This window comes from Micromonospora cremea, from assembly GCF_900143515.1.
In the GTDB taxonomy this organism is placed as follows: domain Bacteria; phylum Actinomycetota; class Actinomycetes; order Mycobacteriales; family Micromonosporaceae; genus Micromonospora; species Micromonospora cremea.
The window spans coordinates 2,796,839-2,815,045 of the sequence record NZ_FSQT01000001.1 but is presented as its reverse complement, the minus strand read 5'-3'; the positions used below and the strand labels follow the sequence as shown (position 1 = coordinate 2,815,045).

The 18,207-nt window shown below is 69.1% G+C and carries 16 protein-coding genes and 3 pseudogenes; 13 read left to right on the top strand and 6 right to left on the bottom strand.

Going from position 1 to position 18,207, the window contains the following annotated elements:
• The first annotated feature begins 227 nt into the window (after positions 1–227).
• Both BUS84_RS12930 and BUS84_RS12925 read left to right on the top strand, forming a co-directional pair.
• Positions 228–1,343, top strand: coding sequence for a WD40/YVTN/BNR-like repeat-containing protein (locus tag BUS84_RS12930; protein WP_074311670.1), 1,116 nt, complete (start codon positions 228–230; stop codon positions 1,341–1,343).
• Positions 1,340–1,636, top strand: a complete 297-nt coding sequence (locus BUS84_RS12925; protein WP_074311668.1) for a MoaD/ThiS family protein — start codon at positions 1,340–1,342, stop codon at positions 1,634–1,636. Before BUS84_RS12930 ends, BUS84_RS12925 begins: the two co-directional genes overlap by 4 nt.
• Positions 1,637–1,853: 217 nt before the next feature.
• Here BUS84_RS12925 and BUS84_RS12920 read toward each other — a convergent pair whose 3' ends face one another.
• On the bottom strand, positions 1,854–2,519 hold the full coding sequence (locus BUS84_RS12920) for a hypothetical protein (RefSeq protein ID WP_244298507.1): 666 nt from the start codon (positions 2,517–2,519) through the stop codon (positions 1,854–1,856).
• A 44-nt stretch (positions 2,520–2,563) separates the two neighbouring features.
• On the opposite strand from BUS84_RS12920, the gene BUS84_RS12915 reads away from it, so the two are divergent.
• The 4 genes from BUS84_RS12915 to BUS84_RS12900 all read left to right on the top strand — a co-directional run bounded on the left by BUS84_RS12915 (position 2,564) and on the right by BUS84_RS12900 (position 7,581).
• Positions 2,564–2,908 carry an MFS transporter gene (locus BUS84_RS12915; RefSeq protein ID WP_074311666.1) on the top strand — a complete coding sequence of 115 codons (345 nt, stop codon included), beginning with the start codon at positions 2,564–2,566 and terminating at the stop codon, positions 2,906–2,908.
• Positions 2,909–3,148: 240 nt separating this feature from the next.
• Positions 3,149–5,572 (top strand): hypothetical protein, encoded by a 2,424-nt coding sequence (locus BUS84_RS12910; RefSeq protein WP_074311664.1) that lies wholly within the window; start codon positions 3,149–3,151, stop codon positions 5,570–5,572.
• A gap of 142 nt (positions 5,573–5,714) precedes the next feature.
• Complete coding sequence (folE, locus tag BUS84_RS12905; protein ID WP_143728347.1) at positions 5,715–6,308, top strand: GTP cyclohydrolase I FolE; 594 nt, start codon at positions 5,715–5,717, stop codon at positions 6,306–6,308.
• A gap of 19 nt (positions 6,309–6,327) precedes the next feature.
• Positions 6,328–7,581, top strand: a complete 1,254-nt coding sequence (locus BUS84_RS12900) for an NAD(P)/FAD-dependent oxidoreductase (RefSeq protein ID WP_074311662.1) — start codon at positions 6,328–6,330, stop codon at positions 7,579–7,581.
• Between the two features lie 37 nt (positions 7,582–7,618).
• On the opposite strand, the gene BUS84_RS12895 is transcribed toward BUS84_RS12900, so the two are convergent.
• Positions 7,619–8,263, bottom strand: a complete 645-nt coding sequence (locus BUS84_RS12895; protein WP_074311660.1) for a helix-turn-helix transcriptional regulator — start codon at positions 8,261–8,263, stop codon at positions 7,619–7,621.
• A 128-nt stretch (positions 8,264–8,391) separates the two neighbouring features.
• Here BUS84_RS12895 and BUS84_RS12890 point away from each other — a divergent pair.
• The 4 genes and pseudogenes from BUS84_RS12890 to BUS84_RS12875 form a co-directional block, all read left to right on the top strand.
• Positions 8,392–8,665 (top strand): annotated as a pseudogene (locus tag BUS84_RS12890) (transposase); the annotation flags it as partial.
• A 217-nt stretch (positions 8,666–8,882) separates the two neighbouring features.
• Positions 8,883–10,193, top strand: a complete 1,311-nt coding sequence (locus BUS84_RS12885) for an IS110 family RNA-guided transposase (RefSeq protein WP_074307791.1) — start codon at positions 8,883–8,885, stop codon at positions 10,191–10,193.
• A 325-nt stretch (positions 10,194–10,518) separates the two neighbouring features.
• Positions 10,519–10,929, top strand: a complete 411-nt coding sequence (locus tag BUS84_RS12880; RefSeq protein ID WP_244298506.1) for an alpha/beta fold hydrolase — start codon at positions 10,519–10,521, stop codon at positions 10,927–10,929.
• 39 nt (positions 10,930–10,968) lie between these two features.
• Entirely contained in the window at positions 10,969–11,346 is a 378-nt protein-coding gene (locus BUS84_RS12875; RefSeq protein ID WP_143728346.1) for an integrase core domain-containing protein, read from the top strand.
• A gap of 163 nt (positions 11,347–11,509) precedes the next feature.
• On the opposite strand, the gene BUS84_RS12870 is transcribed toward BUS84_RS12875, so the two are convergent.
• On the bottom strand, positions 11,510–13,183 hold the full coding sequence (locus BUS84_RS12870) for a M14 family zinc carboxypeptidase (RefSeq protein ID WP_208869599.1): 1,674 nt from the start codon (positions 13,181–13,183) through the stop codon (positions 11,510–11,512).
• Between the two features lie 371 nt (positions 13,184–13,554).
• Here BUS84_RS12870 and BUS84_RS12865 point away from each other — a divergent pair.
• A pseudogene (locus BUS84_RS12865) lies at positions 13,555–14,391 on the top strand (IS5 family transposase).
• A 267-nt stretch (positions 14,392–14,658) separates the two neighbouring features.
• Here the strand turns inward: BUS84_RS12865 and BUS84_RS12860 are convergent.
• Positions 14,659–15,498: a class I SAM-dependent methyltransferase gene (locus BUS84_RS12860; protein WP_074311654.1), complete on the bottom strand. Its 840-nt coding sequence runs from the start codon at positions 15,496–15,498 to the stop codon at positions 14,659–14,661.
• Positions 15,499–15,611: 113 nt separating this feature from the next.
• On the opposite strand from BUS84_RS12860, the gene BUS84_RS12855 reads away from it, so the two are divergent.
• Positions 15,612–16,289, top strand: a complete 678-nt coding sequence (locus tag BUS84_RS12855) for a winged helix-turn-helix transcriptional regulator (RefSeq protein ID WP_074311652.1) — start codon at positions 15,612–15,614, stop codon at positions 16,287–16,289.
• 558 nt (positions 16,290–16,847) lie between these two features.
• On the opposite strand, the gene BUS84_RS12845 is transcribed toward BUS84_RS12855, so the two are convergent.
• Positions 16,848–17,177, bottom strand: a complete 330-nt coding sequence (locus BUS84_RS12845) for an exonuclease/endonuclease/phosphatase family protein (RefSeq protein WP_159451017.1) — start codon at positions 17,175–17,177, stop codon at positions 16,848–16,850.
• A 142-nt stretch (positions 17,178–17,319) separates the two neighbouring features.
• A pseudogene (locus BUS84_RS12840) lies at positions 17,320–17,517 on the bottom strand (hypothetical protein); the annotation flags it as partial.
• On the opposite strand from BUS84_RS12840, the gene BUS84_RS38630 reads away from it, so the two are divergent.
• Complete coding sequence (locus BUS84_RS38630; RefSeq protein WP_167627019.1) at positions 17,495–17,707, top strand: hypothetical protein; 213 nt, start codon at positions 17,495–17,497, stop codon at positions 17,705–17,707. The pseudogene BUS84_RS12840 and the gene BUS84_RS38630 overlap by 23 nt on opposite strands.
• Positions 17,708–18,207: the final 500 nt, after the last annotated feature.

Sequence of the window (18,207 nt, the reverse complement as noted above, 5' to 3'; positions counted from 1 at the left end):
GGGGGGCAATCAGAAAGGGCGACATGCCTGGTGCTGCGTGTGGGGGGCGTGAACTGCAGGGACCCAACGTCGTCGGCGGTCGAGTGCACGTCCAACTCCAGCATGTCGGCGCCGCCGGTCGCCGATTCGTCATACCCGGAGAGTACGACTGACGGAGACCGATCAGTGCAGGCGGCAACGGACGGTCTGACCCGCCGTACCGCCGACAAGAGCGGAAGGATGAAGCCATGAGCGGCGTACGGGTGCTGGTAGGCACGCGCAAGGGCGCGTTCACATTGACGTCCGACGGCAGACGCGACGATTGGACGGTCGACGGTCCGCATTTCGGCGGCTGGGAGATCTACCACCTCACCGGTTCACCGGCCGACCCGAACCGGCTTTACGCGTCGCAGTCCGGCGGCTGGTTCGGGCAGTTGATCCAGCGGTCCGACGACGGCGGCAGGAGCTGGACGCCGGTCGGCAACGACTTCGCCTACGCGGGCGAGGTCGGCGAGCACCTGTGGTACGACGGCACCCCGCGCCCATGGGAGTTCAAGCGCATCTGGCACCTCGAGCCGTCACGCGATGACCCCGACATGGTGTACGCGGGTGCGGAGGACGCCGCTCTCTACGTGTCCACTGACGGCGGCCTGAAGTGGAAGGAGCTGATTGCGCTTCGTACCCATCCGACCGGGCCGACGTGGCAGCCCGGCGCCGGCGGGATGTGCCTGCACACGATCATCCTGGACCCGGTGCACAAGGACCGGATCTACGTCGCCATCTCGGCGGCGGGCGCGTTCCGCAGCGATGACGCCGGCGCGAGCTGGCTGCCGATCAACAAGGGCCTGCGCTCGGGCGAGATTCCCGACCAGGACGCCGAGGTCGGCCACTGCGTTCACCACATCACCCAGCACCCGTCCCGTCCCGACACGCTGTTCATGCAGAAGCACTGGGACGTCATGCGCAGCGACGACGCCGGTGCGAACTGGCGTGAGGTCAGCGGCGACCTGCCGTCGGACTTCGGATTCCCGATCGCCGTGCACGCGCACGAGCCGGAAACCGTCTACGTCGTGCCGATCAAGAGCGACTCCGAGCACTACCCGCCGGAGGGCAAGCTGCGCGTCTACCGCAGCCGCACCGGCGGCGACGACTGGGAGCCGTTGACCACGGGCCTCCCGCAGTCCGACTGCTACGTCAACGTGTACCGCGACGCGATGGCGGTCGACACGCTCGACCCATGCGGAATCTACTTCGGCACCACCGGTGGTCAGGTCTACCACTCGGCGGACGGCGGCGACAGCTGGGCGCCGATCGTACGGGACCTGCCGGCCGTGCTCTCCGTGGAAGTCCAGGCACTGCCGTGATCCGGGTCGTCCTCCCGGCCCACCTGAAGAACCTGGCTCACGTCAGCGGCGAGGTACGTCTCGAGGTGCCCGGGCCGGCGACGCAGCGCCTGATCCTAGACACCCTTGAGGCGCGATACCCGATGCTGCTCGGCACGATCCGCGACCGTCACAGCGGCAAGCGCCGCGCGTTCGTTCGGTTCTACGCCTGCGAGCAGGACCTGTCCAACGACTCGCCGGACGAACCACTACCCGAGGAGGTGATCGCCGGTAAGGAACCGTTCATCATCCTTGGCGCAATGGCCGGTGGATAGCCCGACCATCGCGGTCCCTCATCCCTCGACCGGACGGGAAACGTGCCAGTGAGCCGCGACAGCGGGTCCTCGCGGAAGGCCGGAAGAGGCCGCCCCCGCTGACGGCCAGGCCGCGCGAGGGCAACCGCGACTGCTGTACCGACGCCCCTGACGCACCCCCCGAACCTACGGCGGGAGGGTGGCCGGCCGCGCCTGCCCGGCGCGACCGGTCACCGCGTCAGGGGCAGGGCCCTCCCGCGCAGACGTCGATGATCTTTCCGGTGAGCAGGAACGTCGCCTTCTGCTCCTGCGCTCCGGGCTGGGCGCGCGGGAACTCGTGCGGATCGTCGCCGTACTCAGGTCCGGCAGGGGCGAGGTTCGTCGGCGGCGGCGCGTACGCCGCACCGCTGTTCCAGATCACGATCGCCGAGCCGGTGTACGGATACGCCCGGATCGGTTTGATACCCCAGTACGGCTTCACGTCGAGTGACCAGCCGTCGGCGAGCGCGGGGGTGTGCAGGCGGGCCCCGATGGTGCGCGCCTGGACCTCGGCCGCGGCGGGCGAGACCTGCTGGTCGGCGAAGGCCACGTGCATCAGCACCTGGTGCGCCGGGGTGCCCGGCAACGGCCGGTCGGTCATGTGCTGGGCGTATCCGTTGGCCTCGGACCGGTCCCACAACATCTGCAGCAGCGCGAGAATCAGCTGCTGGTCGACCTTGTCCGGGTAGTGCTCGTCCATGATCGTCTGGAAGGGGGCGAAGTCCACGCTGCGTTGCAGCAGCGTGGAGTAGTTCATCGCCGGTACGCCGAGCACCGACCGGGTCCAGTCCTGGGCGATGGCGGTGAGCGCGCCGCCGTTGATGCCACCCTGGCTGTTGCCGTCGTAGTGCAGCCCGCCGGCCACGTCGATCAGCAGTTGCCCGTCGGCGTGTCCGGGTCCTGGCCGCCGTGCCCGTCCTGAGCGCCCTGATCCCGCTGGCGGCCTCCACCACCACTGCGGCGACCGCGATCGCCGGTGTCCTGGACTGGGGCGCCGTGCTCGGCATCCAGGAATCCACGATGCGTGCGGCCATCGCCGACATCGTGCCCGCCGTTCGGCGGGGCACCGCTTACGGCATCTTCGCGACCGGGTTGGGTGTGGCGACCCTGGTCGGTGGGTTGCTCATCGGCGCCCTCTACGACTACTCGATCGCGGCGGTGATCGTCACCGTGGCCGGCATCCAGGCCGCTGCGCTGGTCCTGTTCCTCGTTACCGTGCGACCGGCTGCCCGAGCCGCGGTTCTGCACGGGTGATCCACCGGATCGTCCCTCTGGGGGGGGGGGGGGGGGGGCGAGGAGTTCGGGTCAGCGCATGGGTGGTCAGGAGTGGGGGCTGGCGGGGCGTCCTTCGGCGGCCGGCGCCGCCGGCTCCCGTCCCCAGGCAGTGACCCGCTGCGTTACTTTCCGGCATGATGGGTGTCGGTTGGGTAACTGCGGCCTCCAGCGTTCGTGGTGGGGAGGCACTCAGAGTTGCGGTAGCGCCGGAGGTGGAGCGTGGGCGGCTACGTGAACCAGGACGGCGGAGGCTGGACCGAGCTGCGGGTTCACGGCGTGTCCGGTACTCCGCCGGAGCGCATGCTGGCGCATCCGCACGCCGCGCGCGTGGCGGGGGATGCCGAGGCGGGCTTCTATCGCCGACAGTGGGAGGCGGAGCAGACCTCCACCGATACGGCGGATGAGCGGCTTGAGGCGTACTCGTGGGGCGCTTTGACCGCGGGCAGCGGGCAACGGGCCCTCTGGCTGCTGCTGACGCCGTTTCTGTTGGTCAATGTCGCGTTCTTCGCTTTGCCGTACGCCGATGACGAGCGCAGACTCTCCCGACGCACGGCAGAGGCGGTGCAGCGGCTGTTCGCGCTGTCGATAACGCTCACGCTCGTCCTGGCTGTCGTCCTGGTTTCCATGGACTTATTCGGGTGGCAGTGTGTGCGGTTCTCGCGCGACTGCACGGACCGGGTCTCGTGGTTGAGCTTCCTGTCCTGGTCCTGGCTTGACCTGCCCGGACGGCGCATCGCCGTGACCGCCGCGCTGCCACTGGCCGTGGTCGGTTTGTTGTGGTGGTTGGCGAACAAGACGTGGCGGGAACTGGAAACGGCGACCGTGCCGCCTGCGGACCCGGAGGAGCAGGACAGGACGCCGCTGGAGGACCGCCGGATGTGGAACGGCGCGAGCCAGGTGCGTCGGCTGCGAGCCGCCCACGTGGCAGCCGGCTTCGCGCTGGTCGGCGTCTTCCTGCTCGCGCCTCTTGTCGGTAACGGCCAGGGTCTTAGCGCTGTTCAGTCCGGGCCGGCCGTGGCTTCGGTCTGGTCCGGGGCGGCCGTTGTCCTGCTGGGTTTGGCGCTGTGCCTGCTCGGCCTGACCATGGTGCTGGTCTGCCTGCCCCATGATCGTCCCCAGCCGGGCGACGGCGGTGAACACCGTGGCGGGCGCGACCTCTACACCCTGTTGCCGTGGGTGGCCGTGGCCGTGAGCGTCCTCGGGGCGGTGGTGGTCTGGCAGCCCGACGTCAACTCGGCGGCGCCCGTGCTCGGCGATACGCGTTCGCCGCTGCCGTGGCTCGCGCAGACGGTACAAGTGCTCGTGGCGGTTCAGGCTGTCCTGCTGGTAGGCATGCTGGTCCTCCTGCTCGTACATCTCACCCGAACCAGGCGAGCGAGATCAGGGGCCGAACGGTCGTTGGCGTGGTTCGGTCTCGCGGCGCCGGTGCTGATGATGATGGCGGTGGCACTCGCCGGCGCCTTCGCCGCCGGATTCGTCCTGGCGGTGGCACATGTTCTGGGCAAGCCCGCGCCGAGCGACCTGTCACGGGACGCGTTTGTCGTCCCGCTGCCGTTCTTCTGGGGTACGGCGCTCGCCGTTCCGTTGGCCGCGGCGGCTTCCCTGCTGGCAGGTGTCGGGCTGTGGCTGCTGCGCCGCAACACCGACAGGGTGCTGCGGGAGCAGGTCGTCCCGGCCTATCCCACGGCCGGGATCGCGGAGGCCCTCGATGCTCCTGATCTTCTCGAGCATGCGGAGAAGCTGCGGCGGGCCCGCCGGATTGCTGCCGCCTGGTCCCGCGCGAGTGTCAGCGATGTGGGTGGACGGATGGCCGGCGCGTTCGCCGTCCTGCTCGCCGCCCTGACCGCGGCCGGCGTAGTCGGCTATCTGGTCGATCAGACCTGGGTTTACACACACGCCCGCTGGGCGGTCAACATCGGCGACCTGCTCGTCGGCGGCCTCGCGGCCGGCCTTCTCTACGTCGGGCGCCAGGCGTACCGCAACCCAAGGTTCCGGCGGACCGTCGGCGTTCTGTGGGACCTAGGGACGTTCTGGCCACGGGCCACGCATCCACTCGCGCCGCCCTGCTACGCCGAGCGGGCGATCCCCGACCTGATCCAGCGCATCAACTACCTCGGCTGCACCTGTGGCGGTCAGGTCCTGCTGTCGTGTCATTCCCAAGGCACAGTCATCGGGGCGGCCATGGTCATGCAACTGACCTACGTGGAAAGCTCACGAGTCGCCCTGCTCACCTACGGCAGCCCGCTGCGGCGGCTCTACGCACGCTTCTTCCCCGCCTACTTCGGACCTGCCGCGTTGCGCCGTACCGGCGCCTTGCTGCTGGGCAAACCGCTGGACATCACCGACGGCGCCCGCTCGCGCTGGCCGTGGCGCAATCTCTACCGACCCAGCGACCCGATCGGCGGGTGGGTTCTGCGCGACGTCGAGGCGGTCGAGATCAGCGCCGACCAGTGGGCTGCCGACAGCCGGGTTGGCGACAACCAGGACGTCGACCGGCGAATGATCGACCCGATGTTCGCCAGGACGGCAGGGGACACCTCGTACCCGGCCAGCCACGGACACTCCGGCTACGCCGACGACCCCTCTTACGGATCATCGGTCATGATCCTGCGCGAGCTACGCCGGCGATCGGCAAGACCGTGAGCACGCGACCCCCGAATTTCACCAGCGCCCGCTATTGAAATTCCGGGCCCGAGAGCACAGGATGACGGATACCGGCGCCGACCATTGTCGAAGATGAAGGACGCGCCGTGGAACCTGCACACCGACCTCGGGAGCCGCGGACGTGACCATCGCACCCGCCCCACGCCGCGTGGACCAGCGACCAGCGCGCGACCTCGTCACCGCCGAACAGGCCGCCGCCCAGTTCCTCGCCGCACTCGGCATCGACCTGGACTCCGAGAGCCTGCGCGCGACGCCGCGGCGGATGGCTCGGGCGTACGCCGAGCTGCTCACCGCGCGCCCGTTCGACCTGACCACCTTCCCCAACGACGAGGGCTACGACGAACTCGTGCTGGCCCGGTCCATCCCGATCCGGTCGGTGTGCGAACACCACCTGCTCCCGTTCGTCGGTGTCGCGCACGTCGGCTACCTGCCGGGCGAGCGGATCCTCGGGCTGTCCAAACTCGCCCGCGTGGTGGAGCTGTTCGCACACCGCCCGCAGGTGCAGGAACGGCTGACCAAGCAGGTGGCGGACTGGCTGGCCCTCGAACTGGCGCCCAAAGGCGTCGGTGTCGTCATCGAGGCGGAGCACATGTGCATGACTTTGCGCGGCGTACGCGCAGCGGGTGCCACCACCGTGACCTCCACCCTGCTCGGAACCCTGCGTGACGACGCCCGCTGCAGGGCCGAGTTCTTCTCCCTCACCGGAGCCCATTGACCCCAAATCGGAGAGCGGCATGGACAGTAGCCCCACGTTCGTCATCGTCGGAGCCGGCCTCGCCGGCGCCAAAGCCGCCCAAACACTGCGCGAGGAGGGCTTCGACGGCCGGGTGATCCTGCTCGGTGCGGAGCCCGAACGGCCCTACGAGCGGCCGCCGCTGTCCAAGGGTCTGCTGCTGGGGACCACACCACGGCGCGACGTGTACGTGCACGACGCCGGCTGGTACGACGCGAACGACGTCGACCTGCGCACCGCGACCCGGGTCACCGCCATCGACCGCGCCGCCCGCCACGTCGTCCTCGACGACGGCGAGCGGCTCGGATACGACAAGCTGCTGCTGACCACCGGCTCGACGCCCCGCCGCCTGGATGTTCCCGGTGCCGACCTGGACGGCGTGATGTATCTGCGCACGTTGGCGCAGTCCGACCGGATCGCCGAAGCCCTCACCGATCAAGCCCGGCTCGTGGTGGTTGGTGCGGGCTGGATCGGTCTGGAGATCGCTGCTGCCGCCCGCCAGCACGGCGCCACCGTGACCGTGGTGGAAGTCGCCGACCTGCCGTTACAGCGGGTCCTCGGCGATGAGGTCGCCCAGGTGTTCGCCAACCTGCACCGCAGCCACGGCGTCACCTTCCAGTTCGGCGCCGGGATTCGACAGCTGCGCGGTGTCGGGCGGGTGTCGTCTGTCCTGCTGACCGACGGCACCGAACTGGCCGCCGACACCGTCGTCGTCGGCGTGGGTATCCAGCCCGACGCGCAGTTGGCCGAGGCAGCAGGCTTGAAAGTGGACAACGGCATCGTCACCGACGCCCAGCTGCTCGCCTCCGACCCGCACATCTACGCCGCGGGTGACGTGGCCAGCGCCTACCACCCACTGCTGGACCGGCACATCCGCGTGGAGCACTGGGCGAACGCGCTCAACGGCGGCCCGGCCGCGGCGCGGTCCATGCTGGGCCAGCAGGTCGAGTACGCCCGGTTGCCGTACTTCTTCTCCGACCAGTACGACCTGGGGATGGAGTATTCGGGGTGGGTGGCCCCGGACGGTTACGACCGGGTGGTGGTCCGCGGCGCCCCGGCCGTGGCGGATGGCAGGGCACCGGAATTCATGGCGTTCTGGGTCTCCGACGGCCGGGTTCTGGCCGGGATGAACGCAAACGTGTGGGACGTGACCGACCAGATTCAGGCGCTGGTGCGCGCCGGACATGGTGGCAGGGCCGTCGACCTGGCCAAGCTCGCCGACCCACGGGTGCCACTCGGCGATCTGCTGGCCTGAGCACACGCGGCGGCGAGCGGGGCGCGGCGGCGGCGGGTCAGGCCGGATGGATCTGCACGCAGCAGCCCCCGGGACTGGGGGCCAGCCGCGCGCGGAGCTGCGTTCGGCCGAGCCCGTCGAGGAGGCCGGCGATGAAGGCCTGGTTCAGGCCGCACACCAGCTCGGTCTGCTGGACGGCGAGTTGGTGGAAGGGGCAGTTCCGCAGCCAGATCAGCTCGTCGTCGTCGACCGGTTCGAAGCCGAGTTCGTCCAGGAGCGCTGCCACAGGGCCGCCACCGCCGGCCTGACGACCGATGGTCGCGCCCCGCTGCTCCGCCAGGCGTAAGGCCGTCGACCTCGCGTCGGTCGGATCGTCGGCGACGGCTTGGGCCAGGATCTCGCCGATCAGGTCGTAGCGGCGCTCCGGGATGGTCAGTGAGATGCAGCCCGGCGCCGCCTCGTACACCTTCGGCGTCCTGCCACGGCCGCGTGGCTGGTCGGTCGGCGCCTCGTACCGGGCCTGCAGCACCTTGGCGGCGACCAGCTTGTCGAGGTGAAACGCCGCCAGGTTGCGCGAGATGCCCTGTGCCTCGGCGGCCTCGTCCCGCGTCACCGGGTGGTCCTGGCTGCGGACGTAGTCATACAGCGCCCGTCGGACCTGGTCGACCAGCGCCGTCACCGCCTGCCAGGAGGCCGATGCCACGCCGGAAGTTTATCACCAGCAGATTTTGTAGAAATTTCTCGACGCGGGCACGACGGCACCGTTGCATTGAGCGTTGGCAAGATCGAGGCAGGCTTTAGCAATGAAGCCATCGACCGCTCTCGCCCGTGGTTGCCCACCTCTGCGGCGCAGCACCCATCTCCGCCAGCTCGGACGGGACGGGTGCGCCGCCTCCGCCTGCACCGAGGAGGCGACCGCGGCGCCAACCACGCCCTGCACACCATCGCGCTCTGCCGCATGCGCTACGACCCGAGAACCCGCGCCTACCTGCACCGCCGCACTACAGAAGGCAGCAAGCAGGAGATCCTGCGCTGCCTGAAGCGCTACATCGTCCGCGACCTCTACACCGCCCTACGCGCCGACTTCGCCGCCCCCGCCCCTTGACCTCCATAGGAGTCTCCGATGTCTCTGTCGTGACGCCCGTGCCGTGCGTGAAAATTTGGGGTGGTCGCCCGCCGACGTCGTTGATGCTTGGCACCTTGAAGCCGCATAGGAGTCTGACGCTGGAAGCGTGATCATAGGGGCCCTGCATTGTTGCTTCGAGCACGCGAGTCCGCCTCTGTCCTTCCCCTCAATGCTTCCGCGGGCGACCGCCTAGTGGATGCCCGGGAACGAAGGGGTGGTGCACGTGGAGGAGATCACTGAAGAACCGGTCCAGGTCGTGGCGCGGGTCTGCGCGATCGACATCGGCAAGGCGGGGCTGGTGGCGTGTGTGCGCGTGCCGCATGACACCAGGCCGGATCGACGTGTGCAGGAGATCCGCGAGTACATGACGGTGACACCGGCGTTGCTGGAGTTAGCGGACTGGCTGCGGGTCGAGCGGGTCGAGCTGGTCGCGATGGAGGCCACGTCGGACTACTGGAAGCCGGTGTTCTACCTGCTCGAGGCGGAAGGCTTCGAGTGCTGGCTGCTCAACGCCAAACATGTCAAGAACGTGCCCGGTCGGCCGAAGACCGATCGGCTCGATGCGGTGTGGCTGGCCAAGGTCGTGGAACGCGGGATGTGCCGGCCCAGCCTGGTGCACCCCAAGCCGATCCGGCAACTACGGGATGTCACCCGCTACCGGCGCAGTCTGGTACGCGAGCAGACCAGGGAGAAGCAACGCCTGGAGAAGACCCTCGAAGACGCGCAGATCAAGCTGGACTCCGTCATCAGCGACCTGCACGGGGTGTCCGGTCGGCAGATGATGCAGGCGATGATCGACGGGCAGCGGGACCCGAAAGTCCTGGCCGAGATGGCCCACGGATCGATGCGCCGCAAGATCCCCCAACTACGCGAGGCGCTGACCGGCCACTTCGACGACCACCACGCGTTCATCTGCGCCACCATGCTGCGCCGCATCGATGCCCTCGCTGCCGACATCGCCAACCTGGACGCCCGGATCGAGGAGTTGATCGCCCCTTTCGCGGCGGTGGTGGAGAAGCTCGATGAGGTCACCGGCATCGGCGTGCAGTCCGCCCAGGAGATCATCGCCGAGATCGGCGTGAACATCACCGTCTTCCCCACCGCCGCGCACCTGGTGTCCTGGGCGAAGTTCAGCCCCATCGACGCCCAGTCCGCCGGCCGCAAGAAGGCCAACTCCACCGGCAAGGGCAACCCCTGGCTGGCCGCCACCCTGGGCGAGGTCGTCGCTGGGCTGTCCCGCACCAGCACGTTCCTCGGCGACCGCTACCGTCGCCTGGCCCGCCGAAGAGGCAAGAAACGGGCAGTCGTCGCAGTCGGCAACTCGGTACTGACCATCGTCTGGCACCTGCTGACCGACCCCGACGCTCGCTACCAGGACCTGGGCCCCGGCTTCCACGAGTCGAGGATCCGCAAGCAGCGCCGTCAACGTGATCTCATCCGTCAGCTCGAACAGCTCACCGGCCAGAAAGTCGATCTCCAGCCCCTACCGCAACCAGCCATCGCCTAACCAGAAGCCGTCAACCCGACCCGGCTCCGCTGCGCTCCGCCGGGTGCTGCCGCCTGCCCACTCACTCACCGATTTTCGAGTCAGCATCGCGATGGCGATGACTGGTTGCCATGGGTCATTGCTGACGGCCCTGGCACTTGTGCTGCCTCTGGCCCCTATGACTTCCCGACCTCGCCCTCACCGGCGTCCAGGGCTGCGGCCGAACCGTCGACCGGGCGGTCCGTCGCCGGCGCGGGGGCGTACGACGATCCGCGCCCACGCCGACCGGATCGCCGTTGTCAGCCCGGCCCGCCGGCATGGCCGCTGAACCGGACCTCGCCCCGAGGTGACATCGATCCCCGAGGAGGTCGGCATGCCCGACACAGCTCTTGGCACCGGCAAGACCGTGGCCCTGCCCAGCGGCCGGGTCGCCTACACCGAGCGTGGCTCAGGCCCGACCGTCGTGTTCGTGCATGGTCTGCTGGTCAACGCCAACCTCTGGCGCAAGGTCGTGCCGGCCATCGCGGACGCGGGCTTTCGCTGCATCGCGCCGAATTGGCCGCTCGGCGCGCACCAGGTGCCCATGCCGGCAGACGCCGACCTGACGCCTCCCGGGGTCGCCAAGCTGATGGCGGAGTTCCTCGACGCGCTTGACCTGACCGACGTCACCGTGCTCGCCAACGACACCGGCGGCGCACTGACCCAGATCCTGTCTTCGTCGAGATCGCCACCCGCCAAGTCCACATGGTTGGGGTGACCGCCCATCCAACTGGCCCAGCAAGCACGGAATCTACTGATGGACCTCGACCAACGCGCGGCGCGGCTGCGGTTCCTGCTGCGCGACCACGACAAGAAGTTCACGAACATCTTCGACGCGGTGTTCACCCCCGAAGGCATCGACGTGATCAAAACCCCACCTCAGGCACCCCGGGCGAACGCCTTCGCCGAACGATGGGTTGGCACCGTACGCCGGGAGTGCACCGACCGGATCCTCATCGTCGGCGACGGCCACCTCGCCAGGTACACGACCCACTACAACAGCCACCGCCCACATCAATCACTCGGCCAGCAGCCGCCCAACCCGCCGTCGGGAGTTACTGACTTGACCGCCGCCAGGATCCAACGGCGCCCGATCCTCGGCGGGCTGATCAACGAGTATTCGCAGGCAGCGTAGCCGAACCGGCTTTACGAGCCCCACAGCACGCAGCTCCGGCGGGTTGAGGAGGGGTACAGGCGATGTCGAGCTTGCCCGCATAACTGGCGAGATCGTGCAGGGAGCCGCTTCCGGGAGAGCGTCGCCTGGCGGGTTGCCCCGCCAGGCGACGCCTACGTCGACGTCAGCGCTCGGTGCCGATCGGCTTCTTCGGCCCGGCCGGGCAGCCGCTCATGTCGATGGCCTTAGTCTCGCCGCGGCCGATCGTGACCCTGACCGAACGGTGGATCTTGCCCTTGGGGTTCCGGCACGACACCACCCAGCTCTCCTGCAGCAGGGTGGAGCTTTGCTGGCTCTGCCGCAGGGACGGCAGGACATGCCACTCGAACCGCCCGTTGTCGGGCACCCGCATCGTGCTCTCGATGTGCAGGTCGGACGGCAGCACGACCATCTCGCCGTCGCGTTCGACCGGCGAGGAGTCAACCGAGACGTCCTTGCTGATGGTGAGCTCGATGCCCCGCGGGGCCGACCCGGTGAGGATGGAGTGCGTACGCGGATCGTTGGCGGCATCCCAGGCGATGAGGAGCGCGTCGCGGATGCTCGACCCCGCGTAGAACCCGGTTCCGCGGTACTGGTCGATGACGTACTGGTACTGCGGGTGGAACCGTTCGAGGCCGCTGTGTCCCGGCGTCAGCTCCGGCGTGAAGCCGAGGGTGCCGTTCGCGTACAGGCCCTCCTGCTCCGCCACGCCGCTGGCGACGTAGTAGACGTCGGGCCAGGGACCGGTCGGCCAGCCGCCCAGGGCCGCGCCGAGTTGCTGCGCCAGTCCGTCGTAGAGGGCTACCTCGGCCGGTACGGGCTCCAGCGGTGACGACGGGGCGCGCAGCAACCGGGCATCCGGCGTGTGGTTGTTCACCGCCACCACGACCTGGTGGCTGTTCAGCAGGTCGGTCATGGCCGCGATCTCCGGCTCCGAGTAGGGGGCCGCGCCGTGGTGGTTCTCGGCGGTCGGGGAGGCGCTCGATCCCGGACCGCCCCAGAACGCTCCGTAGTTGCGGTTCAGGTCCACGCCGAGTTGCCGGCTGTCCGCGGCCGCGCACTGCTCCCAAGTCGGCACCTCACCGGCCGCGACCCGACAGTTCTTGCGCTTCATCTCGTTGATGAGCTCCCGCGACATCGTGTAGCCGTCCGGGTTCACCGCTGGCACGATGATCAACCGAGAGGAGTCGACGAGCTTCTTGATGTGGCTGTCCGTGGCGTAGCTCTGCAGGACGTCCCGGGCGAACTCCATGGTGAATTCCAGCGTCGGCCACTCGCGAGCGTGATGCAGGCCGGTCGTCAGGAAGACCGGCTCACCGGAGTCGGTCTGCACGTCGCTGCTGATCTCCATGCCCAGGATCGCGTGCCCCAGCAGGGACTTCCGGGAAAGCTCGAACACCTTCACCTTGTCGGGGTAGCGGCGCTCGAGCTCTCGCATCTCACGTTCGGCCTCGTCCAGCGTCCGGTACGACACGCGGCCGCTCGGCAGGCCGGAGGCGATCGTGGGGTTCGCCTGCCGCGCTGCTTCCCGCTGCGCCTCGACCACGCGCTTGGCCGTCATGTCGGCGAGTTGGTCCGTCGCGTCGGATACCTCCACCTGCCAGTTTCCGCCGGCGAGTTGCGCGCGGTCAGCCGCGCCGTGCAGCAGCACCTCGGCATGTGTGCCGGTGAAGTCGATCACATCCAGACCAAGGTCCATCAGTTTCTGACGTTCGGCGTTGGTGGTGGCCTTGACCTTCGCGATGGCCAGCCCGTTCACGACAGCGCTCGGCTTTGGATCGGGGGCCGCGGCGGCGGCCGTCGCCAGGCTGACGGACATGGCGACCGCCATGCCGAGGGCACCCACCCGTCTTGGCCATCGAGAACTCGACAAGGTGATGGCGGCCGTTCTCGAGTGGCGGGCGGCGGAAATGATCGACTTCAACGGGCACTCCTGTCGGTCGTGCAGGCTCACCTGGGCAATCCGTCACCGCAGTAGACGGACGGCGGAACTCCGAATGGAGGGAACCGCCGTAGGACGTCACCGTAAAGATCATCCGATTCAATGCGGTTTCCGTCAATGCCGCGCGGCGAAACCGGTGATCGACGCACCGGCGTCGTACTGCGGGGTCCCCGCCTCTAAGAGCGTGTTTGAGATGGTCCGGTGTGGACGGTGTGTCGTCATGACACCGAGGATCTTGACCGGGCAGGGTGGCTCGGGTGTCTGCTCGTCGTGGTTACCCCTCGGGCCTGACTGATGCTCAGTGGGCGCTGATCGAGCCGCTGCTTCCGGAGCCGAACACGGACGGCCGCAGGGAGAAGCACCCTCGGCGGGAGATCGTCAACGCGATCCTGTACGTCGTCCGGTCTGGGTGCCCGTGGCGGTATCTACCTGCGGATCTGCCGCCGTGGCAGACGGTGTACTGGTACTTCGCCCGGTGGGAAGACGCCGGCGTGACCGAGAAACTCCTGGCCGCGTTGCGGATCAAGGCCCGAGTGCAGCAGGGTCGTGACCCCGAACCGTCGGCGGGGATCATCGACTCCCAGAGCGTGAAGGGCGCCGACACCGTCGGCCGGGACAGCCGCGGCTACGACGCCGGCAAGAAGATCAACGGACGGAAGCGGTTCATCGTCACCGACACCGCCGGCCTGCTGCTCACCGTGACAGTGTTGGCCGCGAGTTGGCAGGACCGCGACGGCGCCAAGACCGCGCTGCTCAGCGCCTACATGGCTACCCCGATCCGGCACGTCTTCGCCGACTAGGGCTTCGCCGGCCGACTCGTCGACTGGGCCCGCGACATCCTCCGCACCACGCTGGAGATCGTCCGCAAGCCCGCCGACCAACGCGGGTTCAGCGTGATCTCCCGCCGTTGGGTCGTGGAACGCACCCTGGCCTGGCTCACCGCCTGCCGCCGCCTGGCCCGCGACTACGAACGCCACCCCGAGGTCTCCGAGGCCATCATCCGCTGGGCTGCCATCGCCGGCATGACCCGCCGGATCACCCGCGGCCGGCCCGCCCGCCGTCAAGCCCGCCGCACCTTCACCTAGACCTGATCAACGCCCTCTCAAACACGCTCTTAGATGAGCTCTTCGGCCTGTCGGCCATGGCAGTGACCCTGGGTGGTCTGCGGGGCGTAGCGGCTGTAGATCGTCGGCGACGGCCGATCTTGACCGAGCTCAGTCGCCCGGAGCGGGTCGCGCCTAGGTTGCCGGCCGCCTGCGGCTGCCTCGATCAGGATGGTGAGCTGCTGGGCACCGTGATCAAGGCGGCGGCGCAAGCGCAGTCCGGCCCCGACTTCGCCTCCCCGTGGCCGGTCAGCCGGCCCTGCGGGCGGTGAGGAGCAGGTACTCCCACTCCAGGACGGTCGCCCCTTCGCCGCGGTCGTTGCGGCGCGCGAGCTCGGCGAGGTCGCGGTCGAGCGCGGCGGTCCGTTCCTGGTCGTCGGCGATGCCGCGGTACGCCGCGACGGTGGGGCCGTAGTTGGCCTTGAAGAAGTCACGGAACGCCTCCGGGGTGGCGAACCCGTCGACCCGCAGCGACTGCCGGCGCGCGACGACGTCGGTCACCCGGTCACCGAGTAGGGCGCGGACGTGTTTCTCGTCGCCCCACAGCGGCGCGGGCTGCGCCCCGGGTGGCGGCGGCGCCACATAAGGCTTCACCGTGGCGAGCAGCTGTCCGACGAACCCGTTCGGCGTCCAGCTGAGCAGGCCGATGGTGCCACCCGCGCGGCAGACCCGGACCAGTTGGTCCGCGCTGGCCTGATGGTGCGGGGCGAACATGACGCCGACGCAGGACATCACCTTGTCGAACTCGCCGTCGGCGAACGGCAGCGCCTCGGCGTCCGCCTGCCGCCAATCCAGCTCCGCGCCGTGATCGTCAGCCAGCCGCCGGCCCACCTCCAGCAGCTCCGGGGTCAGGTCGCTGGCCGTGACCCGCGCGCCGGCCAGGGCGGCCGGTAGCGCCGCGTTCCCCGATCCCGCGGCGACGTCAAGCACCCGGTCACCGGGTCGGATCTCGCACGCCGCGACCAGGATCCGACCCAGCTCGGGGATGACCTCGGACGCCACGGCGGGGTAGTTGCCCAAGGCCCACATGGTGCGGTGCCGGGCCTTGAGGGCCTCGTCGGCTGCCGCCGCGTCGGTCGATGTCGTCATGGCTGTCCCCTCCCATGTCACTGCTCCTGCCAGTGACGCTAGAGACGGCCGCGCGACGCGCCTAGTACACGTTCTGTACTGGACTCGTCGGCCTCCGGCGTTAACCTTCGGTCATGGGGTCGTCGTATCACCAGTTCTGCCCTGTCGCCAAGGCGATGGAGCTGCTCGACGGACGGTGGACGATGCTGATCGTCCGCGAGCTGACCAGTGGCAGCGAGCGCTTCAACGAGCTCCGGCGTGGACTGCCCCGGCTCTCGCCGGCGCTGCTGTCCCGGCGGCTGCACGAGCTGGCCGTCGCCGGCATCGTGCGCCGGGAGGCCGACGGCGCAGAGGTGCGGTACGTCCTTACGGCCGCAGGCTGGGAACTACGCCCGATCGTCGAGGCGCTCGGGGTGTGGGGTGTCCGCTGGGTCGGTGAGCTCGGCGACGAGGACCTCGACCCGAAACTGTTGCTTTGGGACATGCACCGGCACGTCGACCACACGCTGGTGCCGGACGGACGAACGATGGTTAAGTTCCGGTTCACGGACGTGCCGACGAGGCAGCGCGACTGGTGGTTGGTGATCACGCCGACCGAGGCGGACGTGTGCGACGCGGACCCCGGTTTCCCGCTCGCGGTTGACGTCCGCGCCAGCCTGCGCGCGATGATCGACATCTGGCGCGGCTACTCGACATGGGCCGACGCCCTGCGTGGCGGCACGGTCGAGCTGCAGGGTCCGGAGGCGTTGCGCAGGGCGGTGCCCCACTGGTTCTCCCTGTCCCCGCTCGCGTCGGTGCCACGGCCGGCGTGACGCGAGGCAGCGTCCGTTCTCGGCCACGGGGACGCGCTGTCAGACGGCGAGGACGGCGTACCGGCCGTTGCGGTCGAGCAGGCCCTGGTGCGTACCCGATTCCATGATGCGTCCGTGGTCGACCACCGCGATCTGGTCGGCGTCGCGCAGGGTCGACAACCGGTAGGCGATCGTGATCGTGGTGCGGCGGTAGCGCGGGCAACGGCGGCGCTGGCGGGGTTGCCGGGATCGGTGCGCAGGATCACTTGCTGCATGCGGAGCTGCTGGTAGACCTACGCGGTCGTCAGTCGGACGGCGCGCCAGATCATTCCTTGCCGGCGTTGGGCTGCGCCGACGGCGTAGGCGACCCTTGCGTTGCGGCCGTGGCCTTCGGCGCGGCGGGTGCGGGCTTGGTCGAGGTTGTTTCGCGCGGCTGTCCGGTCGAGCGGGTAGGCCAGCGGCGTCCATCGGGCTACGGCGGGGTCGTCGAAGAGTTCGACGATGACGGGCAACCTCGAATGCAGGCGGAACGAGAATTGCCTGGGGCCCTCGCCAGCCAGCACGATCGTGGTGCCAGCGTCAGTCGAGGTCGAGGTCGATGTATGCGGGGTCGTGGTCGGAGCCGTCGCCGCTGATCTGCGTGCGGCGCATGACGTGCGCGGCAGTGACTGTCAGGTCCGGGCTGGTCCAGATCTGGTCGTAGAGGGCGTAGGTGGTGACGGCCTTGGCGCGGTGCCGGTAGGTCCAAATGGTGGGGGACAGGTCGACGAACGTGTCGTCGATCAGGGTGCCGTTGCGGTTGGGCCCGGCGACGGTGCTGCCCTGGTGGACCTGCTCTGCGAGGTCTGCATGGCGGAGCGCGGTGAGGGTCTCGGCGTCTGGTAGGTCGTTCAGGTCGCCGGTCACCACGATGCGGCGGGTCAGCGGTGGTCTCCCGCCACACCACCTCGTAGCCGGCCAGGTCCGGCTCGGCGCCGCGCTGCCAGCGCAGCGTGGTGTCGCTGGTGAACAGGCGCGACCCTTCGATGCTCCAGATTAGACATGTGAAAGATCATCGGAAGGTCGCGCTCGCCCACGGATCACCACAATCGGGCGCGGCTACGCCGGATACAGCTTCTGTGAGGATCGCGGGTGAGGTGGCGAAGTTGACTCGTACGAAGCCGGCTCCGCCGCTGCCGAAGACGTGTCCGGAGCTGAGGGCGACCCGCGCGCGGTCGAGGAACATCTTGGCGGGCCCCGCGAGGTCGCTGGTCACCGCGGACTGGCTGCTGACGGTCGCGCCGCGGTGGACCGGCCCGGCGTTGCAGCGCGACGTCGCCTGGTCGGTCAACGGATCGCCGACCGCGAGGGTGTGGGAGGTGGCCTTCAACGTCGACGGCGCGTTGCCGGCCGTCGGCGACCCGGCGGTGGAGGGGCGGCCTACCCATGATTTGTTGTAACGCGCCGTCGTCGATGCGCAGGTAGCCGGGCGGTACGCAGGACCGGACGTCGGGGGAGCCGCCGTGGCGGAGGTTGAGATTGCCGCTCAGCACGGTGGGCGCGTATCCGGTGCTCCTGCGAATCGCCGGTACGACCGTGTCGAGCAGGTGGCCGCACTGGGCGAGCGCGACGGCGGCGCTGGTGGCCGCCAGGTGTGTGGTGCAGGCGTGCAGCGTGCTGGGGACGTGGACGCAGAGCCAGGCGCGTTCCTCGTGGTCCTCGACATCCTGCGTCGGGTGGATCCCGCTGTGCACGCTGTGACCCGGGTATGGTGCCTGAAGGTGGGCCAGCAGCCCGACGCCGTACGGCTGGCCGTTGCGGCACTGGGTGACGTCGTCGGTAGGGCGGTCACCGGTAGCCTTGAAGGCGGACACGACTGTGCCGCCGCTCTGGACGTCCGCCAACGCGCGCTCCAGCGCGGTCACGTCGTCCTGGCAGATCTCGTTGAGGGTGACCAGGT

Bases quoted from the DNA above. Each gene is read 5' to 3' on its own strand.
- BUS84_RS12930 (WP_074311670.1), top strand. From the start codon at position 228: ATGAGCGGCGTACGGGTGCTGGTAGGCACGCGCAAGGGCGCGTTCACA.
- BUS84_RS12900 (WP_074311662.1), top strand. From the start codon at position 6,328: ATGGACAGTAGCCCCACGTTCGTCATCGTCGGAGCCGGCCTCGCCGGC.
- BUS84_RS12885 (WP_074307791.1), top strand. From the start codon at position 8,883: ATGCCCGGGAACGAAGGGGTGGTGCACGTGGAGGAGATCACTGAAGAA.
- BUS84_RS12875 (WP_143728346.1), top strand. From the start codon at position 10,969: ATGGACCTCGACCAACGCGCGGCGCGGCTGCGGTTCCTGCTGCGCGAC.
- BUS84_RS12870 (WP_208869599.1), bottom strand. From the start codon at position 13,183: ATGTCCGTCAGCCTGGCGACGGCCGCCGCCGCGGCCCCCGATCCAAAG.
- BUS84_RS12860 (WP_074311654.1), bottom strand. From the start codon at position 15,498: ATGACGACATCGACCGACGCGGCGGCAGCCGACGAGGCCCTCAAGGCC.
- BUS84_RS12855 (WP_074311652.1), top strand. From the start codon at position 15,612: ATGGGGTCGTCGTATCACCAGTTCTGCCCTGTCGCCAAGGCGATGGAG.